General features: G+C 32.0%; 18 protein-coding genes. 10 read left to right on the top strand and 8 right to left on the bottom strand.

Annotation, left to right across the window (positions count from 1 at the left end; all coding sequences use genetic code 11):
• The first annotated feature begins 16 nt into the window (after nucleotides 1–16).
• Nucleotides 17–2,254, top strand: a complete 2,238-nt coding sequence (locus NZ698_RS07725) for a xanthine dehydrogenase family protein molybdopterin-binding subunit (RefSeq protein ID WP_263002498.1) — start codon at nucleotides 17–19, stop codon at nucleotides 2,252–2,254.
• A gap of 47 nt (nucleotides 2,255–2,301) precedes the next feature.
• Here NZ698_RS07725 and NZ698_RS07720 read toward each other — a convergent pair whose 3' ends face one another.
• Nucleotides 2,302–3,438, bottom strand: a complete 1,137-nt coding sequence (locus NZ698_RS07720; RefSeq protein ID WP_263002497.1) for a cysteine desulfurase family protein — start codon at nucleotides 3,436–3,438, stop codon at nucleotides 2,302–2,304.
• Between the two features lie 1,073 nt (nucleotides 3,439–4,511).
• On the opposite strand from NZ698_RS07720, the gene NZ698_RS07715 reads away from it, so the two are divergent.
• Nucleotides 4,512–5,900: a DASH family cryptochrome gene (locus tag NZ698_RS07715; protein ID WP_263002496.1), complete on the top strand. Its 1,389-nt coding sequence runs from the start codon at nucleotides 4,512–4,514 to the stop codon at nucleotides 5,898–5,900.
• On the opposite strand, the gene NZ698_RS07710 is transcribed toward NZ698_RS07715, so the two are convergent.
• Nucleotides 5,897–6,370, bottom strand: a complete 474-nt coding sequence (locus NZ698_RS07710; RefSeq protein ID WP_263002495.1) for a hypothetical protein — start codon at nucleotides 6,368–6,370, stop codon at nucleotides 5,897–5,899. The genes NZ698_RS07715 and NZ698_RS07710 overlap by 4 nt on opposite strands.
• A gap of 335 nt (nucleotides 6,371–6,705) precedes the next feature.
• On the opposite strand from NZ698_RS07710, the gene NZ698_RS07705 reads away from it, so the two are divergent.
• The 5 genes from NZ698_RS07705 (at nucleotide 6,706) to NZ698_RS07685 (ending at nucleotide 10,806) form a co-directional block, all read left to right on the top strand.
• Complete coding sequence (locus tag NZ698_RS07705; protein WP_263002494.1) at nucleotides 6,706–7,536, top strand: phosphatase PAP2 family protein; 831 nt, start codon at nucleotides 6,706–6,708, stop codon at nucleotides 7,534–7,536.
• Nucleotides 7,537–7,682: 146 nt separating this feature from the next.
• Nucleotides 7,683–8,243 carry a hypothetical protein gene (locus tag NZ698_RS07700; RefSeq protein WP_263002493.1) on the top strand — a complete coding sequence of 187 codons (561 nt, stop codon included), beginning with the start codon at nucleotides 7,683–7,685 and terminating at the stop codon, nucleotides 8,241–8,243.
• A gap of 342 nt (nucleotides 8,244–8,585) precedes the next feature.
• Entirely contained in the window at nucleotides 8,586–9,482 is an 897-nt protein-coding gene (locus NZ698_RS07695; RefSeq protein ID WP_263002492.1) for a GLPGLI family protein, read from the top strand.
• A gap of 23 nt (nucleotides 9,483–9,505) precedes the next feature.
• Nucleotides 9,506–9,940 carry a hypothetical protein gene (locus NZ698_RS07690; protein ID WP_263002491.1) on the top strand — a complete coding sequence of 145 codons (435 nt, stop codon included), beginning with the start codon at nucleotides 9,506–9,508 and terminating at the stop codon, nucleotides 9,938–9,940.
• A gap of 14 nt (nucleotides 9,941–9,954) precedes the next feature.
• Nucleotides 9,955–10,806 carry an IS3 family transposase gene (locus NZ698_RS07685; protein WP_263002490.1) on the top strand — a complete coding sequence of 284 codons (852 nt, stop codon included), beginning with the start codon at nucleotides 9,955–9,957 and terminating at the stop codon, nucleotides 10,804–10,806.
• 84 nt (nucleotides 10,807–10,890) lie between these two features.
• Here NZ698_RS07685 and NZ698_RS07680 read toward each other — a convergent pair whose 3' ends face one another.
• The 6 genes from NZ698_RS07680 to NZ698_RS07655 all read right to left on the bottom strand — a co-directional run bounded on the left by NZ698_RS07680 (nucleotide 10,891) and on the right by NZ698_RS07655 (nucleotide 18,073).
• The gene (locus NZ698_RS07680) at nucleotides 10,891–11,256 is read right to left on the bottom strand and encodes a hypothetical protein (RefSeq protein WP_263002489.1); all 366 of its coding nucleotides are present in this window, start codon (nucleotides 11,254–11,256) and stop codon (nucleotides 10,891–10,893) included.
• A gap of 62 nt (nucleotides 11,257–11,318) precedes the next feature.
• Nucleotides 11,319–11,621: a hypothetical protein gene (locus tag NZ698_RS07675; protein WP_263002488.1), complete on the bottom strand. Its 303-nt coding sequence runs from the start codon at nucleotides 11,619–11,621 to the stop codon at nucleotides 11,319–11,321.
• A gap of 118 nt (nucleotides 11,622–11,739) precedes the next feature.
• Nucleotides 11,740–11,979, bottom strand: a complete 240-nt coding sequence (locus NZ698_RS07670) for a hypothetical protein (protein WP_263002487.1) — start codon at nucleotides 11,977–11,979, stop codon at nucleotides 11,740–11,742.
• Between the two features lie 120 nt (nucleotides 11,980–12,099).
• A complete protein-coding gene (locus NZ698_RS07665; protein ID WP_263002486.1) occupies nucleotides 12,100–12,675 on the bottom strand; it encodes a hypothetical protein in 576 nt (191 codons plus the stop codon).
• Between the two features lie 525 nt (nucleotides 12,676–13,200).
• Nucleotides 13,201–14,325 carry a hypothetical protein gene (locus tag NZ698_RS07660; protein WP_263002485.1) on the bottom strand — a complete coding sequence of 375 codons (1,125 nt, stop codon included), beginning with the start codon at nucleotides 14,323–14,325 and terminating at the stop codon, nucleotides 13,201–13,203.
• Between the two features lie 64 nt (nucleotides 14,326–14,389).
• Complete coding sequence (locus tag NZ698_RS07655) at nucleotides 14,390–18,073, bottom strand: hypothetical protein (RefSeq protein WP_263002484.1); 3,684 nt, start codon at nucleotides 18,071–18,073, stop codon at nucleotides 14,390–14,392.
• Nucleotides 18,074–18,547: 474 nt separating this feature from the next.
• Between NZ698_RS07655 and NZ698_RS07650 the strand changes: the two genes are divergently transcribed.
• The 3 genes from NZ698_RS07650 to NZ698_RS07640 all read left to right on the top strand — a co-directional run bounded on the left by NZ698_RS07650 (nucleotide 18,548) and on the right by NZ698_RS07640 (nucleotide 20,291).
• Nucleotides 18,548–18,961 carry a hypothetical protein gene (locus NZ698_RS07650; RefSeq protein ID WP_263002483.1) on the top strand — a complete coding sequence of 138 codons (414 nt, stop codon included), beginning with the start codon at nucleotides 18,548–18,550 and terminating at the stop codon, nucleotides 18,959–18,961.
• A complete protein-coding gene (locus NZ698_RS19515; RefSeq protein WP_368407651.1) occupies nucleotides 18,945–19,229 on the top strand; it encodes a hypothetical protein in 285 nt (94 codons plus the stop codon). The genes NZ698_RS07650 and NZ698_RS19515 overlap by 17 nt, the downstream gene beginning before the upstream one ends.
• A gap of 153 nt (nucleotides 19,230–19,382) precedes the next feature.
• Nucleotides 19,383–20,291: a leucine-rich repeat domain-containing protein gene (locus NZ698_RS07640; RefSeq protein ID WP_263002482.1), complete on the top strand. Its 909-nt coding sequence runs from the start codon at nucleotides 19,383–19,385 to the stop codon at nucleotides 20,289–20,291.
• Nucleotides 20,292–20,596 lie beyond the last annotated feature (305 nt).

Here is a 20,596-nt window from a genome sequence, read left to right as displayed (position 1 = left end):
TCAAATACAATTATTTATGGAAAATACACCATCTGTCGGAAAACCAATCAGCCGTCTCGAAGGTCATTTAAAAGTAACCGGAAGTGCAAAATACGCCGGAGAATATCAGGCTGACGATTTACTGTACGGTTATGTAGTCAACAGTACGGTCACAAAAGGTAAAATCAAGTCAATCGATACTTCGGAAGTCAAAAAAATAGCTGGTGTGATTGAAGTTTTCACCCATGAAAACAAACCTTCAACGGCTTGGTTTGATTTTCAGTATGCCGATATGGATGCGCCTCCAGGAACTGTTTTTAAGCTACTTAAAGATAACGATATCAAATACAACGGTCAGCCTATTGCGCTGGTGGTTGCAGATACTTTTGAACTGGCCAGATATGCAGCCACAAAACTCGACATCGTCTACGAACAGGAAGATTTTGAAACCGATTTAAAGACCAATCTTGAAAAATCCCGTGATCCTAAAAAAGGACTGGCTTCAATGCTTAAACCGCCACCTCCAAAACCGACCGGTGATTTTGATCAGGAGTATGAAAATTCTTTTATTAAAACAGACAGCCATTTCAGTCACGGCACAGAGCACCACAATCCGATGGAAATGTATGCATCTACTGTTATTTATGAAGGAAAAGATAAACTGAAGATTTACGATAAGACACAGGGAACGATCAATTCCCAGATGTACGTTGCAAATGTTTTCGGGCTGAAAATGAAAAATGTTCAGGTAATTGCCCCTTTTGTGGGTGGCGGTTTCGGTTCAGGTCTCCGTCCTCAGCATCAGCTTTTCATGGCTGTCATGGCATCTTTGGCTTTAAAAAGAAACGTCCGCATCACTTTGGATCGCGCACAGATGTACATGATCGGGCACAGACCACCGACTTTGCAGCAGACAAAATTCGGAGCAGATAAAGATGGAAAAGTCAATGCTATTTACCACAAAGCCACGGGCGAAACTTCAAGATTTGAAGATTATGTCGAAATTGTAGTCAATTGGGCAAACATGCTGTATCCCGCTGAAAATACTTTACTGGAACACGAAATTGTTCCGCTGGACGTTTATAGTCCTTTGGATATGAGAGCGCCGGGCGGAAGTACCGGAATGCACGCCATAGAGGTCACCATGGATGAAATTGCTTACCAGTTAAATATTGATCCTGTGGAACTGAGACTGATCAACTACTCAGAAACCGACAAGAGCAGCGATAAGGAATTTTCGAGCAAAGAACTGAGAAACTGTTATCTGCAGGGAGCCGAAAAATTTGGTTGGAACCAGAGAAATCCCGAACCCAGAAGCATGAAGCGTGGCAACAAACTTGTTGGATATGGAATGGCCACAGGAATGTGGGATGCCAACAGACTTTTAGGCCGAGCTGAAGCCATTATTACTCCGGATGGAAAGGTTGAAATTAAAAGTGCGGTTACCGATATCGGAACAGGAACTTTAACTATTATGACCCAAATCGCAGCAGATGAACTTGGACTTCCAATAGAAGATATAACGTTCTCCCATGCAGACAGTAAGATGCCTTTTGCACCGATTCAGGGTGGATCTTTTACAACGGCAACAGTGGGTCCTGCAGTACAGAATGCCTGCCAGGCTCTGAATGAAAAGCTATTTAAGCTCGCTAGAAAACTAAAAGATTCAGTTTTAAGTGATGCTAAATTTAAAGAGGTTCAGTTCAGAAATGGATGGATCAGTTTAAAGAATAATGCTGAAACTAAAATCAGTATCAAGGATGTTTTAGCTTCCACTGAGGGAAAGTCAGTGAAAACAACCAATTCTGCGATGCCTAATCCGCTGACTTACGGTAAAAAAGCTAGAGCAGTGCACAGTGCTGTATTTGTGGAGGTGGAAGTGGATGAAGAACTTGGAATGATTGAAGTGAAAAGAGCGGTAACAGCCGTTGCAGCCGGAAAAATTATCAATCCCAAAACAGCGGAAAGTCAGGTTTTGGGCGGAATGATCTGGGGAATCAGCAAGGCTTTGCACGAAGAAACAATTCTTGACCATCAGTTTGGAAAATATATGAATGCAAACTTAGGCGAATACCATATTCCTGTGCATGCAGATATTCATGATCTTGAAGTTTTGTTTGTGGAAGAAAATGATCAGTTTGTGAATGATCTCGGGGTAAAAGGCGTAGGAGAAATTGGTGGAGTAGGAATGCCTCCTGCGATTACCAACGCTATTTTTCACGCAACAGGAAAAAGAATTTACGATTTACCGATTCATTTTGACAGACTTCTGTAAATCATCTTTATATAAAAAATTCAATCCCACTGCAACCGGTGGGATTTTTATGCTCTTAACTGATGAACAAGTTCGGTTACTTTTCTAATCGTAAAATCGATTTCCTCCGAAGTGGTAAATCTTCCAAGACTGAAACGGATAGAACTTAAAGCATCTTCATCCGACAGTCCAAGTGCTTTCAAGACATGGGATGGCTTCGAGGTAACCGATGAACAGGCCGATCCGCTGGAAACTGAAATATTTCCCAACGCGATAATCAACTGCTCAGACCACACGCCCGGCAAACAGATATTTGTCGTATTGTAGATTCGGTTAATAACCGAGCCATTCACAAATGTTCCATCAATTTTTAATAATTCTGTTTCAAGGTAATCACGAAGTTGGGAAATTCTCGTTTCATCATTCTGCATTTCAGATTTTGCAATTTCACAGGCTTTTCCAAGACCGATAATCCCAGGCACATTCAAAGTTCCGCTTCTCAGATTTCTCTGCTGCCCACCACCGTGAATCTGTCCGGAAAGTTTAATTCTTGCTTTGTTTGAAACGTACAGTGCACCAATTCCTTTCGGACCATAAAATTTATGTGCAGAAATGGTAAGCATATCAATTCCTAAATCTTCGGCATCAATGTCTATTTTTCCAATGGCCTGAGTTGTATCGCACAGTAAAAATGCACCGTTTGCATGTGCTATTTCTGAAATTGCTTTAATATCGTGAACAGTACCTGTTTCATTATTAGACATCATCACAATCACGAGAAGTGTTTCTTCGTTAACGGAATTTTTGAGATTTTCAATGTTGATACTTCCATCAGACTCAACATCAAGATAATCCACATGAAATCCCTGAGTTTCCATATATTCACAGGTATCGAGAACAGCCTTATGCTCTGTCTTAAAAGTGATAATTTTCTTCCTGGATGAATGGGCAAGTCCTTTAATGGCTAGATTTAAAGCCTCGGTTGCGCCTGATGTGAAAACAATCTCATTCTCCTGTGCACCGATCAAATCTGCAATTTGCCATGCTGCATTTTCCACTGCATCTTTTACAGAAAGTCCTTCAATATGCGAACTGTTGGCGTTGGCGTAAACTTCTGTAAAGTAGGGAAGCATCGCCTCTAGAACTCTTGGGTCGGTCTTTGTAGTGGCATTGTTGTCGAGGTAAATATGATTGATAACTTGCATTTTATGAAATTTTTTTGATAAGTTATCTAAGATATTTAAAATAATGTAAAAAAGCTATTGAATTACTTTGATAATGAGAAACAACTCACAATCAGTCCTAGTAATGCTTTCCGAGAAATTATAAACTTTTTAAATTTTTTTTTACTATTACTATATCTTTAATCTTTTTTAATCTTTATCTAAACTTTGACTAAATGATTTATTCCAAATGATTATTGATGAAATATTTGGATTCAGGTTTCTGTCATAATCACTCTATAATAAGCGTCAAAGGTGAATCGGTAGTCAGTACTGTTAAAGGCTGGCAAAAAACTTCTAAGGTCAGATGATTTAAAAATAATCACATTTATGGCTAAAAGTATTCTATAAAATTATGTGTTAAAAGGTGAAGTATTAATTGCCTTTACGTAATTTTGTAAATCAAATTATACAATAAACACCAAATTTACAAAATGCCCGAACGTATTAAAATTTCTGAGAATTTACAGATTCTAGCAAGTCTTGTCGTTGGTAGTATAAGTGGGATTTTAGCTAGACTATTACTTAAAAAGGTTACATATAAATCTAAGAAAAAAAATGACCATAGTACTTAAATTTAGATTTTCTACTTCTATAAAGGTATAATGTCGTAAATATAACTGAACGAACAATATACAATTACAAAAAATGTAAACGTATCCGAAGTGCAATCAGTTATATAAACTAAATTTTTAGCAAATACTATGCGCAGACGTTAAAAGATTTGGTTTCTATGTTAGGAAATTGGGGGGGCAATCATAAGAGACGAATTATACAAACTCCTAAAGTTCAAATAATGTGATGAACTTTAAATATCTTATACCCTTTCTATTAAATCTTCTTTATCGAACATCATTCCTGAATTCTGTTCCGTCAGCGTAAGATTTACATCTTAAAAACAAGCTATGTCTTCCAGAATTTTAGAGTAAAGTATCTGGATTTTATCAATTTTTTCCAAACTGACAATGGGAACTAAATGACTAGAAACTTATCATATTAATACCGGTTTATGAATTAAAAGGCTTTGAATTTGTTATCATAAAGAAAAAACAACTATGAAAACAGGATTAGTCTGGTTTAAAAATGATCTGAGGCTCCATGATAATGAAGCGTTGACCGAAGCAATTAAGGATTGTGATGAATTAATTTTCTGCTATGCAATCGAAAAGAACAATTTCCAAAAACTTGATCTGGGATTTAGAAAGTGTGATATCAACCGTTTTAAATTTTTGGAGCAGTCTGTAATAGATCTGCAGAACCGTCTAGAAAAATTGGATGGTCATTTGTTGATAGGCTCAGATTCAGCTGCTGAATTTCTGCCCGAATTGGTAGAAAAATATAATATTTCAGATATTTATGCCGAGGAAGAATATGCGAGCGAAGAGGTCGATCTTATTAAAAAAATCCAAAAGATTTTGCCTTCAGTAAATTTTCATTTTTATTGGGGAAAAACGCTGTATCACAAAGAGGATATTCCCTTTTCTATTTCAAAAATTCCTTTATCAAGTAAAGCCTACAGAATTCCGGCAGCAAAAGAGTCGGAACCTAGAAAAACGATTAAAGCACCTGCGAAATTAAAGAGCGTAAAAAATGTAAAAAGTACCAAATTTCCATCTTATAAAAAGTTTGGTTTTTCAAAAAAAGAATATGATGCGGCACAACCACTTCTGGAGGGCGGAGAAACTAAAGCATTACAAAGACTTCAATATTATACCTTTAAATCTGAACTTTTAACAGGATACCGTTGGTCGAGGAACCAATCACAAGGATTGGATTACAGTTCGAAATTATCTCCCTACCTTGCTTTAGGCTGTATTTCTCCAAGGGAAATCTTTGAACAGGTAAAAAAATACGAGAACAAAATTAAAAAGAATCAAAGCACTTGGTGGCTTGTTTTTGAGTTGGTATGGAGGGATTATTTTACCTTCAAAGGAATGAAATTCGGCAATAAAATTTTTAAAACAAAAGGTTATAAAAATAAAAGCATTTCTTTTAAAAATAATAAGAAAAATTTCAGGAAATGGTGCGAAGGGACAACAGGAATTCCTTTTGTAGATGCACATATGAGGCAGTTAAACGCAACCGGATACATGAGCAATCGTGGTCGTGTAAATTGTGCAAGTTATTTCGTGCATGATTTGAATATTGACTGGACGTGGGGAGCAGCATACTTTGAGAGCAGATTGATCGACTATGATGTGAGTTCAAACTGGATGAACTGGCATATGCAGGCTTTTGAAATTTACTACACCAATCCCATCCATCAGTCGAATAAGTATAAGGCGCAGGATTTTATCCGGGAATGGATTCCTGAGTTAAGAGATAAAAATGACATTGAAGTTTTGATTCCTTGGGAATTTGATATCTCGGACTACCCAAAACCGATTGAAATATTTTCAAAATGGGAAAGAGCTATAAGTTTAATTCAAAAACTTAAAGTTTAAATGATACGCTGTAAGAATTTTTTATAAATTTCTTCTTTTATATAATTTTCATCATCTTTATTTAAAAATCCTAACGGTGCATAATCTGTATATTTCTTTTTAAAATCTTCAACTATTTTATAGTATAGATCATTCTTTTTAATATATGGTGAATTATAATGATTAATTTTTTCAAATTCTCTTTCAATATCATTAAAAAAGATTTTAAAGTAGCTTCTGTCATTAATTTCCCTCTTCCACAGGAGGAGCCAGTTAATTTGGCTTGCTATCGTGTTTGTATTTTCAGGATATCTTAATTCCTGTTTTAAAAAGAAACGAGGATGCTCATTGGTAAACCTACAAATGAGATCATAGTCTTTATTCATTCTTTTGTTGAAATCTGAAAGATTGAGCTGTGCTATTTTTAAATTTTCTGCATTTTTTGCGATTGTTTCCTGAGGAACATCTTTTTCAAATGAAATTGTATTCACATCTAAATATTTAAATTTTCACAATTGTACTAAAGAATCGCGGCTTGCTTTTAAAACTTAAACATTATATAAATCTGCAAGAAATTTATAAGGTGCTTGTTTGAAATTGCCTTTCAAAATCACGAGCGCTTCGCTAACAACTGGTAAATAATCAAATCTGAAACCAACTCCATTAAAATATGACTTAATTGGGAATTTTATGATTAGATCTTAACAAGATTATGAAGTATTGGCAAGACAATTGAAAAACAAAAGACTAATCGATTTACCTTAAAAAGATAATACTATACCAATTGATCGTCTTTTTTTTTGATATCATATGTAAAAGTAAGTAAATGACTGAAAAGAAATTGAAAATCCGACAGCAGGCGTTTGCATTGACTCTCTGTACCATTGTATTCATGATTGTTTACAATTTAGCAACCTTGTATGCTTCTTCTTTAGATGATTTACCATCATTCACTTTTGACTTCGAAGAAAGTATTCCATTTGTGCCTTTGTCAATCATTCCTTACATGGCAAGCGGGATTTTTTTCTGTATAGTGTTTTTCTTATGTAAAAATAAATATCAGTTAAAAATTCTGACGTGGAGAATGCTATTTGTCATGATTACAGCCGGCATAGCATTTATTACAACACCTTTACAATTTTCGTTTACAAAGCCTGAAGTTTCCAATGAAATTCTAAATCTACCTTTCTTATTTTTAAAAATTTTTGATTCACCATTCAACCAATCGCCGTCGTTGCATATTGCATTTGCTTTCATATTCTGGTCAATCTTCAGAGATATTTCAAAGTGGCGGATTTTTTTAATGATCAATCTTATCTTGGTAGGAATTTCAACGTTGACCACTTATCAGCATCATGTAATCGATATTTTGACCGGCGCCATTCTTGCACATGTTAGCTTTTTAGTAATCCCTTACCGCAAAAAAAATCCTGAAAATCCGTATTTCCACTTTGCAAATTATTATTTTCTATCGGGCTGGATCCTGCTTTCTGCTGGTTTATTGATAGATCACTATCTTGGTAATGAGGGATTCATACTTTTTTTACCAGCATTAGTAACAATGATGATCGGTTATTTTTATCAAAATAATTCTAAAATTTTTTTCCCGGTTGTTTTTACTATAAAACAAAATATTCGTCAATTCAGAAAAAATTAATTTGGAAACTTTCAGAACATTTTTCTTCACTCTTAATCGTTGTATTCATCAATCGTTTAGAATATACGTGTACTCGTATGCTTTTATTATAGTAATGCGTAAATTTGCATATTATCTCTTAAAACATAAAAATCCGAACAAAAACGTTGAAGAAAAATTTAAAATATACATTCCTGATAATTTTAGCTGTTTCAATTCTTGGAATTGTCTATTTTTTTTCAAAATGGAATAAGGTAAATATTGATGAAAATATTGGAAAATCAAAGGGAATAAATAATCTTAATTCCAAAGTTTTTGACCATGCTTTTATCATATTTGATTCTGCAAAAGTACGAACAGATTTTGAAATTTTTGAAAAAAAAGATGACACGGTATCTTTCAACTTAAACATCAATAAAAGTCTGACAACTGAAAATATTTATTCTCTGATTTTTAATAGTGGAGATGGATTTTCAGGAGTTAATATAAGTGTATTAAAATACAGAAATTTCTTTTACACATCAGCTGAATCTTACTCTGATGACGAAAGTTTATCTGGTTTTGGCAAATCTGAGAGGTACACTATTATAAAACAAAAATTAACGTTAGATAAATCTGAATATAAAAGAGGAGATAGTGTTTTTGGGAAAATCGAATTGCAAATTAAATTCAATCCAACTGATTCAATAATGGACTCCAAGGGTTATTTCAGAAGTATTATTGAATGATGATAAAGTTTATGAGCAAAAGGCAAACGTAATAAGAAATTATTTAATCCTAATTTCCTAGCCGTCAATATTTTGAATTAAAGCTTTTTTGCTTAATTAAGCTGTATTTAAAATTTGGCTACGCTCTATCAAAAGTAAGTTATCCTTAAATTTCAAGAATGGCTTAAAAATCAAAATATCGAATGGATATCTATACAATAGAAATAGTTACCATTATTTTATTGAACCGAATAATTAAGTTTTTATTTTTGATGAGAACAAGCTGTCAAACAATTTTGACGATATCCAATTTTCTAAAAACTAAAAGAATCTCAAAAAACGATTAATAATAAAGTAAATACGATGACATATAGTTTCAAATTAAAGAAAAGTAAATTGGGTAGACCCAATAGATATTTTAAGGTAATTATTCTATTAGCTTTATTATTTGGAATTTTTTTTCAAGCTCAAACGAATCGATATATTTACGAGTTGCGTCTGAAAATGGACTCGACAGATCATGACTATCAGAAATATCACATGATTTTGGATATTGGTAAAAATGAAACCAAATTCTACGGTAGAGATCTTCTAATTTCAGACTCCATTAATAAAAAATTCGGTAATATCGAATCGAAGCATATTGATATGACAGGTCAGATAGTGAAGAGAAAAACCGGTTCGCCTACTAATGAAAACTTTCTTAATATCAAATTTGACTATTACACATATAGTACGACAGATCCTATTCATTGGGAGATCGATAAGGAGACAAAAAAGTTCAATGATTATATTGTTCAACGAGCTACAGCAGACTTTGGCGGACGACACTGGATTGCATGGTTCAGCACCGATGTTCCTTTAAATGAAGGTCCTTATAAGTTTACGGGATTACCCGGTTTAGTTTTTGAAATTTATGATGATAAAAATAATTTCATTTACAAGCTGGTAAAAAATGAGAAGCTTATCAAAAATGTTGATATGAATGATTTTTTAGAGTCAAATTTTGGGAATAAAGCAGTAAAAATAAATGAAGCTCAGAGAAAGAAATTGCTGATGGATTTTTACAACGATCCTTTTTCTTTTGAGAGAACTAATCTTGCTGATAGGAAGGATCTTGATATCAACATAGGTGGTAAACAGGTTAAAAATATTGAAGAACTCAATGCCCAAGTGAAAGCTATGCAGGGGATCATCAGTAAATATAATAACCCTGTAGACTTACAAAAGGCAATAAAATATTGTCTAGTCCTGAAATAGCGATACAAAAAAAAACAATCGTTATGAAGGAACCCTTAGAAACGCTCTACGTAAAGCGCACGCAGAAAGATTACAGTTTGAGTTTTAAACTTCAAATTGTGAAAGAAATTGAAATAGGTAAATTAGGAATTACCGAATGTCGTAAGAAATATGCGATACAATCCCGCTCCACCGTTGTGAGCTGGCTCAGAAAATATGGTAACTTTGATTGGGACAATCAAACACCAAATGCTATGCAAAAAACTCCTGAACAAAGAATTATGGAACTTGAGGCTGAAGTAAAATTGCTCGAAAAACAAAAAGCATTACTTGAAAGACAAGCCTACATTGCCGATAAAAAGGCAATTTTCTTCGATATGATGATCGACCTTGCAGAGAATGAATATCAGATTGATATACGAAAAAACTCCGCATCCGAACAATCAGCAACTTCCGCAGAACAGAAAGAGAAACTCTGATTTTCACCTGTGGATTGTCCGGATTGGATAGACAAGTCTATTATCGAAGTTTGAAACGAAGCACCATGCGTATTAGCAAAGCTCAGCAAGTTGTCGCATTGGTGGAGGAAAAGCGTATGATGCAGCCAAAAATTGGTGGTAAGAAATTGTATTTTATGTTAAAAGAATCTTTGAAATTACTGAATATTGGCAGAGACAAATTCTTCGACATTTTACGGGCCAATCATTTACTGATTGTTCCCAAGAGAAGTTATCACGTCACGACCAACTCGCATCATCGCTTCAGAAAGCATAAAAATATGATATTGGATTACCAAATCAACAAACCGAATCAAGTTTGGGTTGCAGACATTACCTATATTGGAAACAGGGCAAATCCCAGTTATCTAAGTCTGATAACAGATGCTTATTCCAAGAAAATCGTAGGACATCACGTAGCAGACAATTTGAATACGGAAAGTAGTTTAATCGCCTTAAAGAAAGCTTTGAGAAATAAAAAAGTGAATTTAGAATCGCTGATACATCATTCTGACCGGGGTCTGCAATATTGCTCGAATGAATATCAAAGACTATTGGAAAGGAATCATATCAAATGCAGTATGACGCAAAACTCAGATCCTTATGAGAATGTGGTGGCAGAAAGGATTAATGGGATTTTAAAACAAGAATTTGATATTGATAAATATGATCTTAAAACACCGTTGAGAAGAAAAATAGTGGATGAATCAATAGAGATTTACAACGAATTGCGTCCTCACTTTTCCAACCATTACCTGACTCCAAACCAAATGCACGAACAACAAACATTGCAAATGAAAACTTACAAAACAAAAAACCAAAGCAAAAACGTTTTTACTTTAGTTTAATTAATTATTTTTGACCTATAATCTGTATCGGATTTTTAGGACCGGACATGTTACTTTTATATTAGGTGATGAAGCGGGATGATTTCAAAAAATATATTTATATTTTTTATCTTCAAAAATACCTTTTACAAAAACATCCTTTTTATCGCGAGTTCCTATTTGGTGAAATGTTGCAACATTCACTAATTGTTTTAGCTTTATAACTTTATCTTTATAAAGAACATTATCTAGATAGACTGTTTTATTATCTTGTGGATTCTTTTCACTTGCTACATCTATCTTGCCTATTAAGTAAATATTAGCTTGTTTATCCTTATAAAGTAGATCCATTTTTATCATAGAATATGGGCTTTTTTGATAAGGACTGAATAAACCAAATAAGATTGATATAAAAATAATTATTCTTATTTTCTTTGAAATTTTGTATTTATGTGCAAAGTAAACTTTCACATATCTATCTTTGTGATAGAATCTTTTTTGAATACTTTTATTTTGTGAATATTTTAGCTTAACTATATTTTTAGCGTTTCCATACTTGTCGCATTTGCAAAAATTATCTCATCAAATTCACTTTTATGTTCATCCGCAAATTTTTTCATGATTTCATATTCTTGATTTCCACTTACCTCCGAAAAACTAACAACTGTGATTTTATTATTGATTTTATCAAGAAAATAAACAAAGCCATTTCCTTTAAAATAATCAAAATATTCATAATTATTATCGATATTTAATTTTTCTAATTCATTCTTCAAATTAGCACCAGTAATTTGATATTGATTATTATCGTCGTAAATAAAATCATATATCATCAAATCCCCTTCATTTTTATATTCTCCTGCTCTTATAAGAAATTTCCTTTGTAGTATAAATTGTAAATGTTTCTTACAGATCCATTAATAAAAGATTTATTTGTATATAAATTTTCAGTTCTTATATTTTTTTGTCTCTTAATAGTTCTAAAAATACAGGATTAATATCTTGAACATTAATATTAGTTATACTTAGTAGTATATATTTTTTCTGATCATTTAAGTATTCTGGTTCGGGTGAAGGAGATTCAAGAGTATCATAAATATTTGAAGTGATCTCTTTATTTTGAACCTTTTTATCATTACAAGAGTATACAATTACCCCTAAAATTACCAAAACAGTTTTAAGAGGTGCTTTCATATCTAAAATATTTAAAAACTAGATAAGCGTTTTTATATAAAAAAGTTCGGTATTTAAAATACCGAACTAACATTATAGTTTAATTATTTTCTTAAAAATAAATGAATTTGCATGTACATTTTATTTACACTGGATATCATTATTTTCATTTTCAGCCTGACTTTCTTTAATTGTTTTTACTAATTCAAGATTTTTTCCCTTCCATATATATTTTCTCAAAAAAACACCGTCATTTGAAACTAAATATCTTCCTTCTTTACAAACGTCCAAATTAGCGATGGTATCTAATTCCGCTATGTTTTCATATTTTTGATTTTCTTTATTGAAAATAAAAAAATCAGCGATATAATTTTTATTATAAACCGAATGACTTGTTATATGAGGATATAGCATGATATCATTTACACCATCAAAATTATAATCAAGATTAGAATAAACTCCACCTTCTATAACACCAGTAGAAATATTTTTATCAATAAGGTTTAATACATATTTTTTACCTTTCTTTAAAATTATTAAAGAATCTAATCTTTTATATTCAACATTAGAAGAATTATTTTTTTCTGTTTTAAAATAGTAAACATATTCATTGCCATTCACAGAATCCCTCTCGGTTATATGCTCATTGGTCTGATTTACAATTTTTGTATTATTACTATTTTCTTTAAATTCATTCTTTTTTTTGCATGATAACATCAAGCCAACGATTAGTAAGTAAAAGATTAATTTTTTTATTTTTAATTATTTTTCAAAGTGTACTCCGGGTATTGCGTTTTTTTCATCTTTACTACAAAGCAACTTATTGCCGGCAGAAACATGTGTCATTTAAATTTGTAAAAAGTATACTTACAAAAATCCAGTCAAAATAATACCGTATATAAAGGAAAAAAAACCTGAAATAAGAATAAAATATAGAATATAAAGGATATACTTATTTGTCAAATTGTATTTTATAATAATAAAATTTGTTAAGATTTGTATTAAAAAAAAGATTGGAAAAAGTAAGCTACCAATTATTGCATCCATAATTTTTTGTTTTCCTTGAAAGAACACAACTATTACAGAAATAATAAGAAATATTACAAATAAAATTAAATTAAAATTGATAACCTTAACACGACTTTTTTTAATAAAAAAATATATATTCCCAAAGAGAATTATCAACAAAATAAAAATTGTTATTTCCATAAAATTAATTTGACTAAAGTTATAAAATTAATCTTATAATTTCTTATCTAATGCCCTTTTTATTCTATCTCTCTGCATACAAACTCTACATCCTTCTCCAGAACCTATTTGATGGTTTGGATTTTTCTTTAGTTTTTCAATAAATTTTTTATAATAAGAGTCGCCTTGTTTATAGTAGGTTACTAATATTGCCTCTTGTTTTTCCTGAGTAAACTGTTTTATATGACTATCAAATAAACTTTTTGCTTTTTTTATTACCAAAGTAGCTAAATGCACTGTTCCGTTATCAGACCTGATATAGTCAACCAAATCAGTATAATCCCAGTTTTTCTTTTTAAAAGTTTGTGGATACAGATTATATAATTCTTTAGCCGTTTCAAGTTTGATATTACCAATCCCTAAATCATGTTTTGTGGAATTTAACAACTTTTTATTAGAGTTTATAAACGTGTCAAACTCAATTGCGAAGTTTGGCATCCAGTTAATCAGAACATCGTCTTGAAACCAATCTACAGATTTTCTCCACCCTTTTCTCGAATTGTATTCATCAGCAATCGCACCTGCAACTGCAATCTCAGGAACTTTGTATAACTGAGAATAAACTTTAATTAAATCTGAAATTTCTGAGATTGTTTTAAAAACATTACTTGTATATGGGAAGTTATCTTCGCTTACATCGTCTTTAGAATAGGGAAAATTAATCACAGGTTTACATCCGTCTATTGTTTTTAAATCAAACTTGACAATTAGTGGATTTTTATATTCATGATAGATTGTTGAATTTAAATAATCTATTTTACAATAAAATTCAAGTTTTTTATCTTCTCCCCATTCATATAATAAATCCATATAATCTTCTTTTATCAAAAACTTTACTGAGAATCTATTACTATTTATCTGAAGTGTTTTCGAATCTAATAATCTATCTTGAACTGTATTTTTTTCATACAGAAAAATAGTCATTTTGCTATTCTTTTGAAAAGAATGTAATGAAATATTTAGTGTTACAAACTGCCCAAATTTCACATTTCTTGATGACCAATTGGCTCCGACAAAATATTTATCATTTTCATTATTTACTGATTTTTCATCTATAATGGCATTTCCCAACCCCAATGCTTTTACTTTAGGAATTCCCAAATTCTTTATAATTTTCATATTATTAAATCTTATCGTTAAAAAATAGAAATGACGGCAGTAAACCGCCATTTCGTTCATTTGATTAGTCTAATGTGCTATTATCAACAGTACCATGAGATAATTGAACATCTCTCGGTTCAAAGCTGGTTTTAGTCTCTAATTCTAAAGGATTTTCACAATTAGCAGAATCTAATTCCGGGAAAATCGGTAACGGTTGATCGACCGGTAATCCTGTAGATTTATCCTGAATAATCGTAAGTGTTGTGGGAACTCTCGTAATCCAGTATTTTCCTTGCGGTTTTCCTGTTGGTTGACGCATTTCATCAACAATAGACATGTACATCGGATCTCCAATTACAGGAACTTCGCCACCATTCCAGATTTTTCCTGTAGTTAAGAAGAAATTGACAGCATCTTCAAAGCCTGGTTTTACAGTAACAATTACTCTTGCCATACCTGCTTGTAAGAAACTTCTGAATAAAGGATCTGTACTTTCAGAAACGTACATTTCCTGCCACAATTTACGATTTGCCCAATAGTATGGATAGAATGTATAATCCATAATTTCCCACTCAAAAGCTTGTTCCATAAATTTCGCAAGAGCAGTATATTTATCAAGATCTTCACCTAAATAAACCTGATAATTTTCCATTACAGTATCTTTCTCTGCTCCGTTGGTCATTACTTGTCCTAAAACACTCAAATAATCTTGTAAGAGATAAGCGATACAGTTATGTTTAAGAACATCATGTTCCATGTATCTGTAGAAAGTTCCTGTTTTTTCTTTGGCTGCAGCTTCTTTCTCTTTTTGCTCGGCATCGAGTCTGGCTTGTTCTTCCTGGAATTTTTTGTACGCTTCTTCGTAAGCTGTAATGATTAAATTGAAATTCTCTTGTTGCCAAGTCTGCATAAATGTGTCAGATAATTTACAATATAATGTTACGTTAAGAGTTACATCTTCAATATTTCTTCCTCTGTATAAGAAATTAAATGCTCCTTCGATATTTAATCCGGTTTCCATTACTGTACCCTGATTAATTTTTCCACCAAAACTTAAATCCCTGTCACCGCCTCTTCCGTTGCTGCAATAGAAATTACTATTGTGCCATGAAGAGTTTCTATTCATATAAAATCCTAATTTCATTGTTTTGGCAGCATAATTAGGCGTAATGTTTATAGGAGTTCCGACTGCTCCGAATGAACCCGTAGAGTTTGGTCTTCCTTTAATTTCTTGATAAATTTCAGCATCCTCTTTAGGAAGATCTGTCAGTTTTACACCGTAAATCTGAGCCCAATATTGTAATAAAGCTTTTGTGGCAGATTTAGGATCCGGCATATTGTAAGGTCTGTCAGCTTTTCTTGGATCGATAGGGGCTGTAAGAACCTGTCCTTTTGATACAGCTAAAGACAATCTGTGTAATCTTGCCGGCTCAGGAACCATAAATTCAAACATGTTACGTTTACCATAATTATAAATCTGGTTTTTCATTTTCTTATCAATCCATCTGTAAACTCCTGTGATGTGTTGAGGCGGTTCATTGGTTGTAAGAGCTTTTCCTCGGTTGTCAAATTCGTGAACGTTAGTTTCTGTGTACTCTTTAATGATTTTTTGAACTCTTTCTTCAGAAATTTTGGTAAGAACTCTTTCCATGGCTCTTTCCGTAATTTCCTGAGATTTCATTACAGCCTGTCTCGTACTGTCATGTTGCGCAGTATTGTTTGCATATTCTGCACCAATTTCAAATGACATTCCGTATCCTCCGTAAGTTGCTCTTGTATGGGCTGTAATAGCTTGTTGTTTTTCTACTTCTTTAGCAACTTCGGTCTGCATGTCTGTTCTTGAAGTTTTAGAAGTGTCAGAAATTTTTTCTGTTTCCTGAGATTTTGATGTTGTGTCTGTAATTTCAGAGTAATCTCTTGCAACGGAAGATTTATGTCTTAATTCACTTGCCATTACATTTTCGATATTCGAAACCTCTCCCGGAACATAAGCATGAACACTTTGTACAACTTTAAGGAAATCGGCAACTCCCAATCTTTTAATTCCGAAATTCTTTCTTTTGTAAGTTTCTTCAGAATCTTTTATCGGGTTTTCTGTGCGCTCTTTTAATGTAAGAATTCCTGTTAATAATTGATTATTAGGAATTTTTAATAATTCCAGATAAGCTTCACTTCCATTATTAAAATAAATATCAATTCTTATTTTTGAAATAGATGCAAATTTATTGACCATTATCGCCGGAAAACTAATCATATTATTAAGCACAGAAATATTACTTATTGTTTCCTGATGAACGCCGGTATTAGATTCTAATAATATTTTTGCATTGGCAACACTCCAAGAATTATCCTGTACTTCAAAAGAGAAATTAATAAATCCATTATTAGGAATAAAAATCGATCTTGACCATACTGCCTGTAAATTATATGCTAAATGAGTTATTGATCGTGCATTTACTATTGGAATTAAAGCTCCTCCAATATTTGCATACTGTGTCTGTTCAAAAGTTGCTTTATCTAAAGCAGTTTGCATAGTTTCAGCAATATTGTTCTGAACGTGAGAAATTACTTCATTGTAAGTGTCAAAACTTTCATCAATTTGAAGATACTGATCCCCAATTCTCAGTTCCGTGTCCGATATTACTTGACGTTTTGCATTTGTTTGTATTTCTAAACGAAATTTTTCGTTGATGTCCTGAGCTGAGCATAGTTCAATAAATAAATCTAATGATTCAGGAGATAACTTTTCCTGAAGATCAGAAAGAGTAATTTCATTTTTATATGAAAATACAAATCTCGGAAGATTTAATTCTTTTAAGTGATTATATAATCTCTGTAATTCTTCTTCAGAAGCTTTCTGTTCGAGTAAAATATCGATCTGTTCAGAAATTTTTTCGTATTCTTCTAATTCTTTTCGATAGCTATCTTTATATTTTTCATATTCTGTTTGATAAGCTTTCTCACTCGATTTATGATATGATTTTTGAAGTTTTTGTAATTCTGAATTTAGCTTTTCAAGTTTCTCTTTTCTCAATAAAGATTCTGTAACAATCAAATCGTTTTTGGCAACAGAATTTAATCTCTCCAAATCTTTCGGAGCAAGTGATACATTTGCAGAAGCTTCTGATTTTAAAGCCACATTATTTCCAGTGCTTAGATTATCTTCTTCCAGAAATAGATACTTCGGCATTACTATTTTACCATTGAGTGCATTATCTAAAGGCTTTTTATCACCATTTGCTTTCAATACATCTTCATTGATGTCCATATTCTGTGCAAAACCGATATGAATCGCTTTTAAAATATGGCTAATTGCTTCTTTTACGTAAAAATCTTTCTGACTGACAATTTGATAAATAAGATTATTCCAAAGATTATCAAAAATTTTCATAGCATCTAAAGTCAATTCTTTATTGCTGTCGATCAGAGAACTGTAATATTCTTTTGTATATTCCCAATCCCATTTAGAAAGAGTTTCTTTTTTTGAAATTTTTCTTCCGATTACCAAAAGAGTTGCAAACACTCCTGTTTCTAATTCCTTTTCTGTTTTAATAGCTGAAGGAGTAAAATCTATGATTTTAGAAGATAAAGCCTGAAGTTTTAAAGTTCTGTCGCTTCTTGATGAAACTGCATCATCGAAAATTCCTTTCGCTCCAGATGGACGATGAATAAAACCGAGATTTCTTCTTTTTGTTTCTGTAAGTTGTGGGTTTCTTAAACTCACAAATCTGAATAACGTCTGAGACGCATTGTTGTTTGTTGACATTTTCTTAAATTTGTTTGATTTTATAAGGGTTAAGATTTGAAGGTTCTTTTTAGTAGAGTTTACTTCAAGTTTTAGCCTTATTTTTTTAGGTGGTTTCGGGCCAAATTTTCCACCTTAATTTTTAATATCAAGTTTCATTTTGTTTGTTTATCATGATGCAAATATCAATGCTGGAAGCGACAAAACTTGACGTATGAAAAATGAATCTTAATTTTTAGTAAAAAATTAAACAATTGAAATTTTTCCTTAAGAATATTGATTTACATGCTAGATTAAAAATTTTTAATCTATAAACATCTTTGACTTTAAAAGTGGAAAAGGATTGTATGCACTCGATTATTATATTTAGGTATTTTAAATAGGAGTTCATCTCTTATTTTTGGCTTTGAAACCCTTATAAATTCATCAAATTTTATTTCAGCTTCGCATTTGGTTAGCTCTCATCTTGATAATTATTTAAGACTTTTAGCCGCATTGTTAGTCAAAGAACCGCACGCTTTTGCTAAAGATGTTTGGATGGGAGCTACAATTAGAAATATTAAAGACCGAAACGGAAAGAAAATGACTGATGCAAATCTCAAAGAAAAGGCTTCGGAAGAACTTCCTTGGATTGAAAATGTTTATAATGAAACATCCGGTTTTGTACATTTCAGTAATAAACATATACTAAATGCAACGACTTTAGCATCAGAAAGAAAAAATACTCTGAAAACTTTTATTGGAAAGACAGATAATAAGATTTCTTACCACTCTAAGTTGGAAGCTGTAATTGTGATGATTGAAATATCCAATGTTATATTGAATAGAATTTATGGTTGGGTAGAAACAAAAAGAATTAAAGGCAAATTTTTTCAAATAATCTCACAAAACGATGGCTTCTCTGGCTGAATATGAAAGAGAGTTGATACGAGAAAGTACTAATGCGGGATTACAATCGGCAAGAGCTAGAGGGAGAACCGGTGGAAGACCAAAGGGGTACACAGCAGAAATAATTTCGAAGCTCCTTCTTCTACGTTCGATTTATAAAGATCCAACACTACGTCCGGAAGATATTTATAAACCATTCGCATTGACTAGAGCAACCTTTTACCGGTATGCTAAAATTCTGGATCATCATACAGATGAAGAAATAAAGACTATGAAGGCTGAAAAATAAGTTTATATTTATTAAATGTTCGGAACGATACTTAACAAGAAATAATATTATTTTAGCAAAAAATATTACTCACAAATATTCGCATATCCGTTCTATTTTTGTTGGATTTGCGCTATGATGTAGCGGATATATAAGTAAGTTCGCAGAAATCTTATGAAAACAGAAGCCAAATATACCATATTATTCATTCTACTAGCATTCAATACTTATTGTTTTGCACAACCTGGTTGGTCTGAAGTCGGCGGTTCATTGAATGATCTGACACAAACAGACATTGATAAATGCCTAAACTCAGATTGCAAAATAAAATACATTACTATTAATAACGGAACGGATCTGAAAAAATTAAGCATTCTAGATGGTCTAGAAAATTTAGCTTTGCATTTTGATTTAGACAAAGTCCCTGACGAGTTTTCGAAACTTGATAACCTTAAATATTTAATCATAGTGTCCAATAATCTAAAGGACGTTTCAGCATTGGGAAAATTGAAAAATTTAAGTAAGTTAACTATCCTGAATTACTCTGATGATCAAATTCCAAAAGGGTTTCAATATCTTCAAAATATTGAAGAATTAATGATTATTGGTGAATACAAAAACGCTTCTGGAATAGAAAATATGATTAATTTGAAAAAATTAGATTTATCCTCCAAAAATTTAAAATATCTTCCTGAATTCACTTTTCAAAATAATATTGAAGAATTAGAGCTTGGATATGTTCAAGAAAAATTTAATTTCCGCAATCTTTCTTTATTAACTAAGCTTAAAATCTTTTTCTTATTCGAGTCTTCGATAAAGAAGTTTCCAAATACTCTCACAAAAGATATAAAAGAAATAACTATTTGGAGAGCTGATAATCTAACTGACATTCGAAATATTGAACAATCTATTAATCTAGAGAAATTATATATTTATTTTTCTGCAATTAAAAGCTTACCGTCTTTAAATTTTCTTTCTAAAATTCGATGTCTTGAAATAAGTGGTAATCAGAATTTAAGAGTTTCAAATAAAAAATATAATAGTAGCAATTGCAAAGGGGTTTTTGATAATGGAAAATTATAAAAGACTTATGTTAATAGCCAAAAAAAATGGCTGGTTCTCGTTAGGTTGAACTTCTATTTTCCTCAACTTCGAGAATATGATGCGACCCAACCTTCAACAACTTTTCTTAGAGAATTAAGTATTTTTTTTATAATGTGATCAAAAATAGTTGGTGTTTTTTGACAAAAATAATTTGTAGTATTCACGGGTTGATTGGAGGAGGAAATGAGCAATGCATGTGTGCACTCGTTAGCATACAATCAACGCTGTAAACGCTGTAAACAATAGTTTAGAAGGATGGTTAAACCCTAAAATGATTTATAAGT

Origin of the sequence: Chryseobacterium edaphi (assembly GCF_025628985.1) — a bacterium.
Taxonomy (GTDB): Bacteria; Bacteroidota; Bacteroidia; order Flavobacteriales; family Weeksellaceae; genus Chryseobacterium; species Chryseobacterium edaphi.
This window is presented reverse-complemented; position numbering and strand designations above follow the sequence as displayed.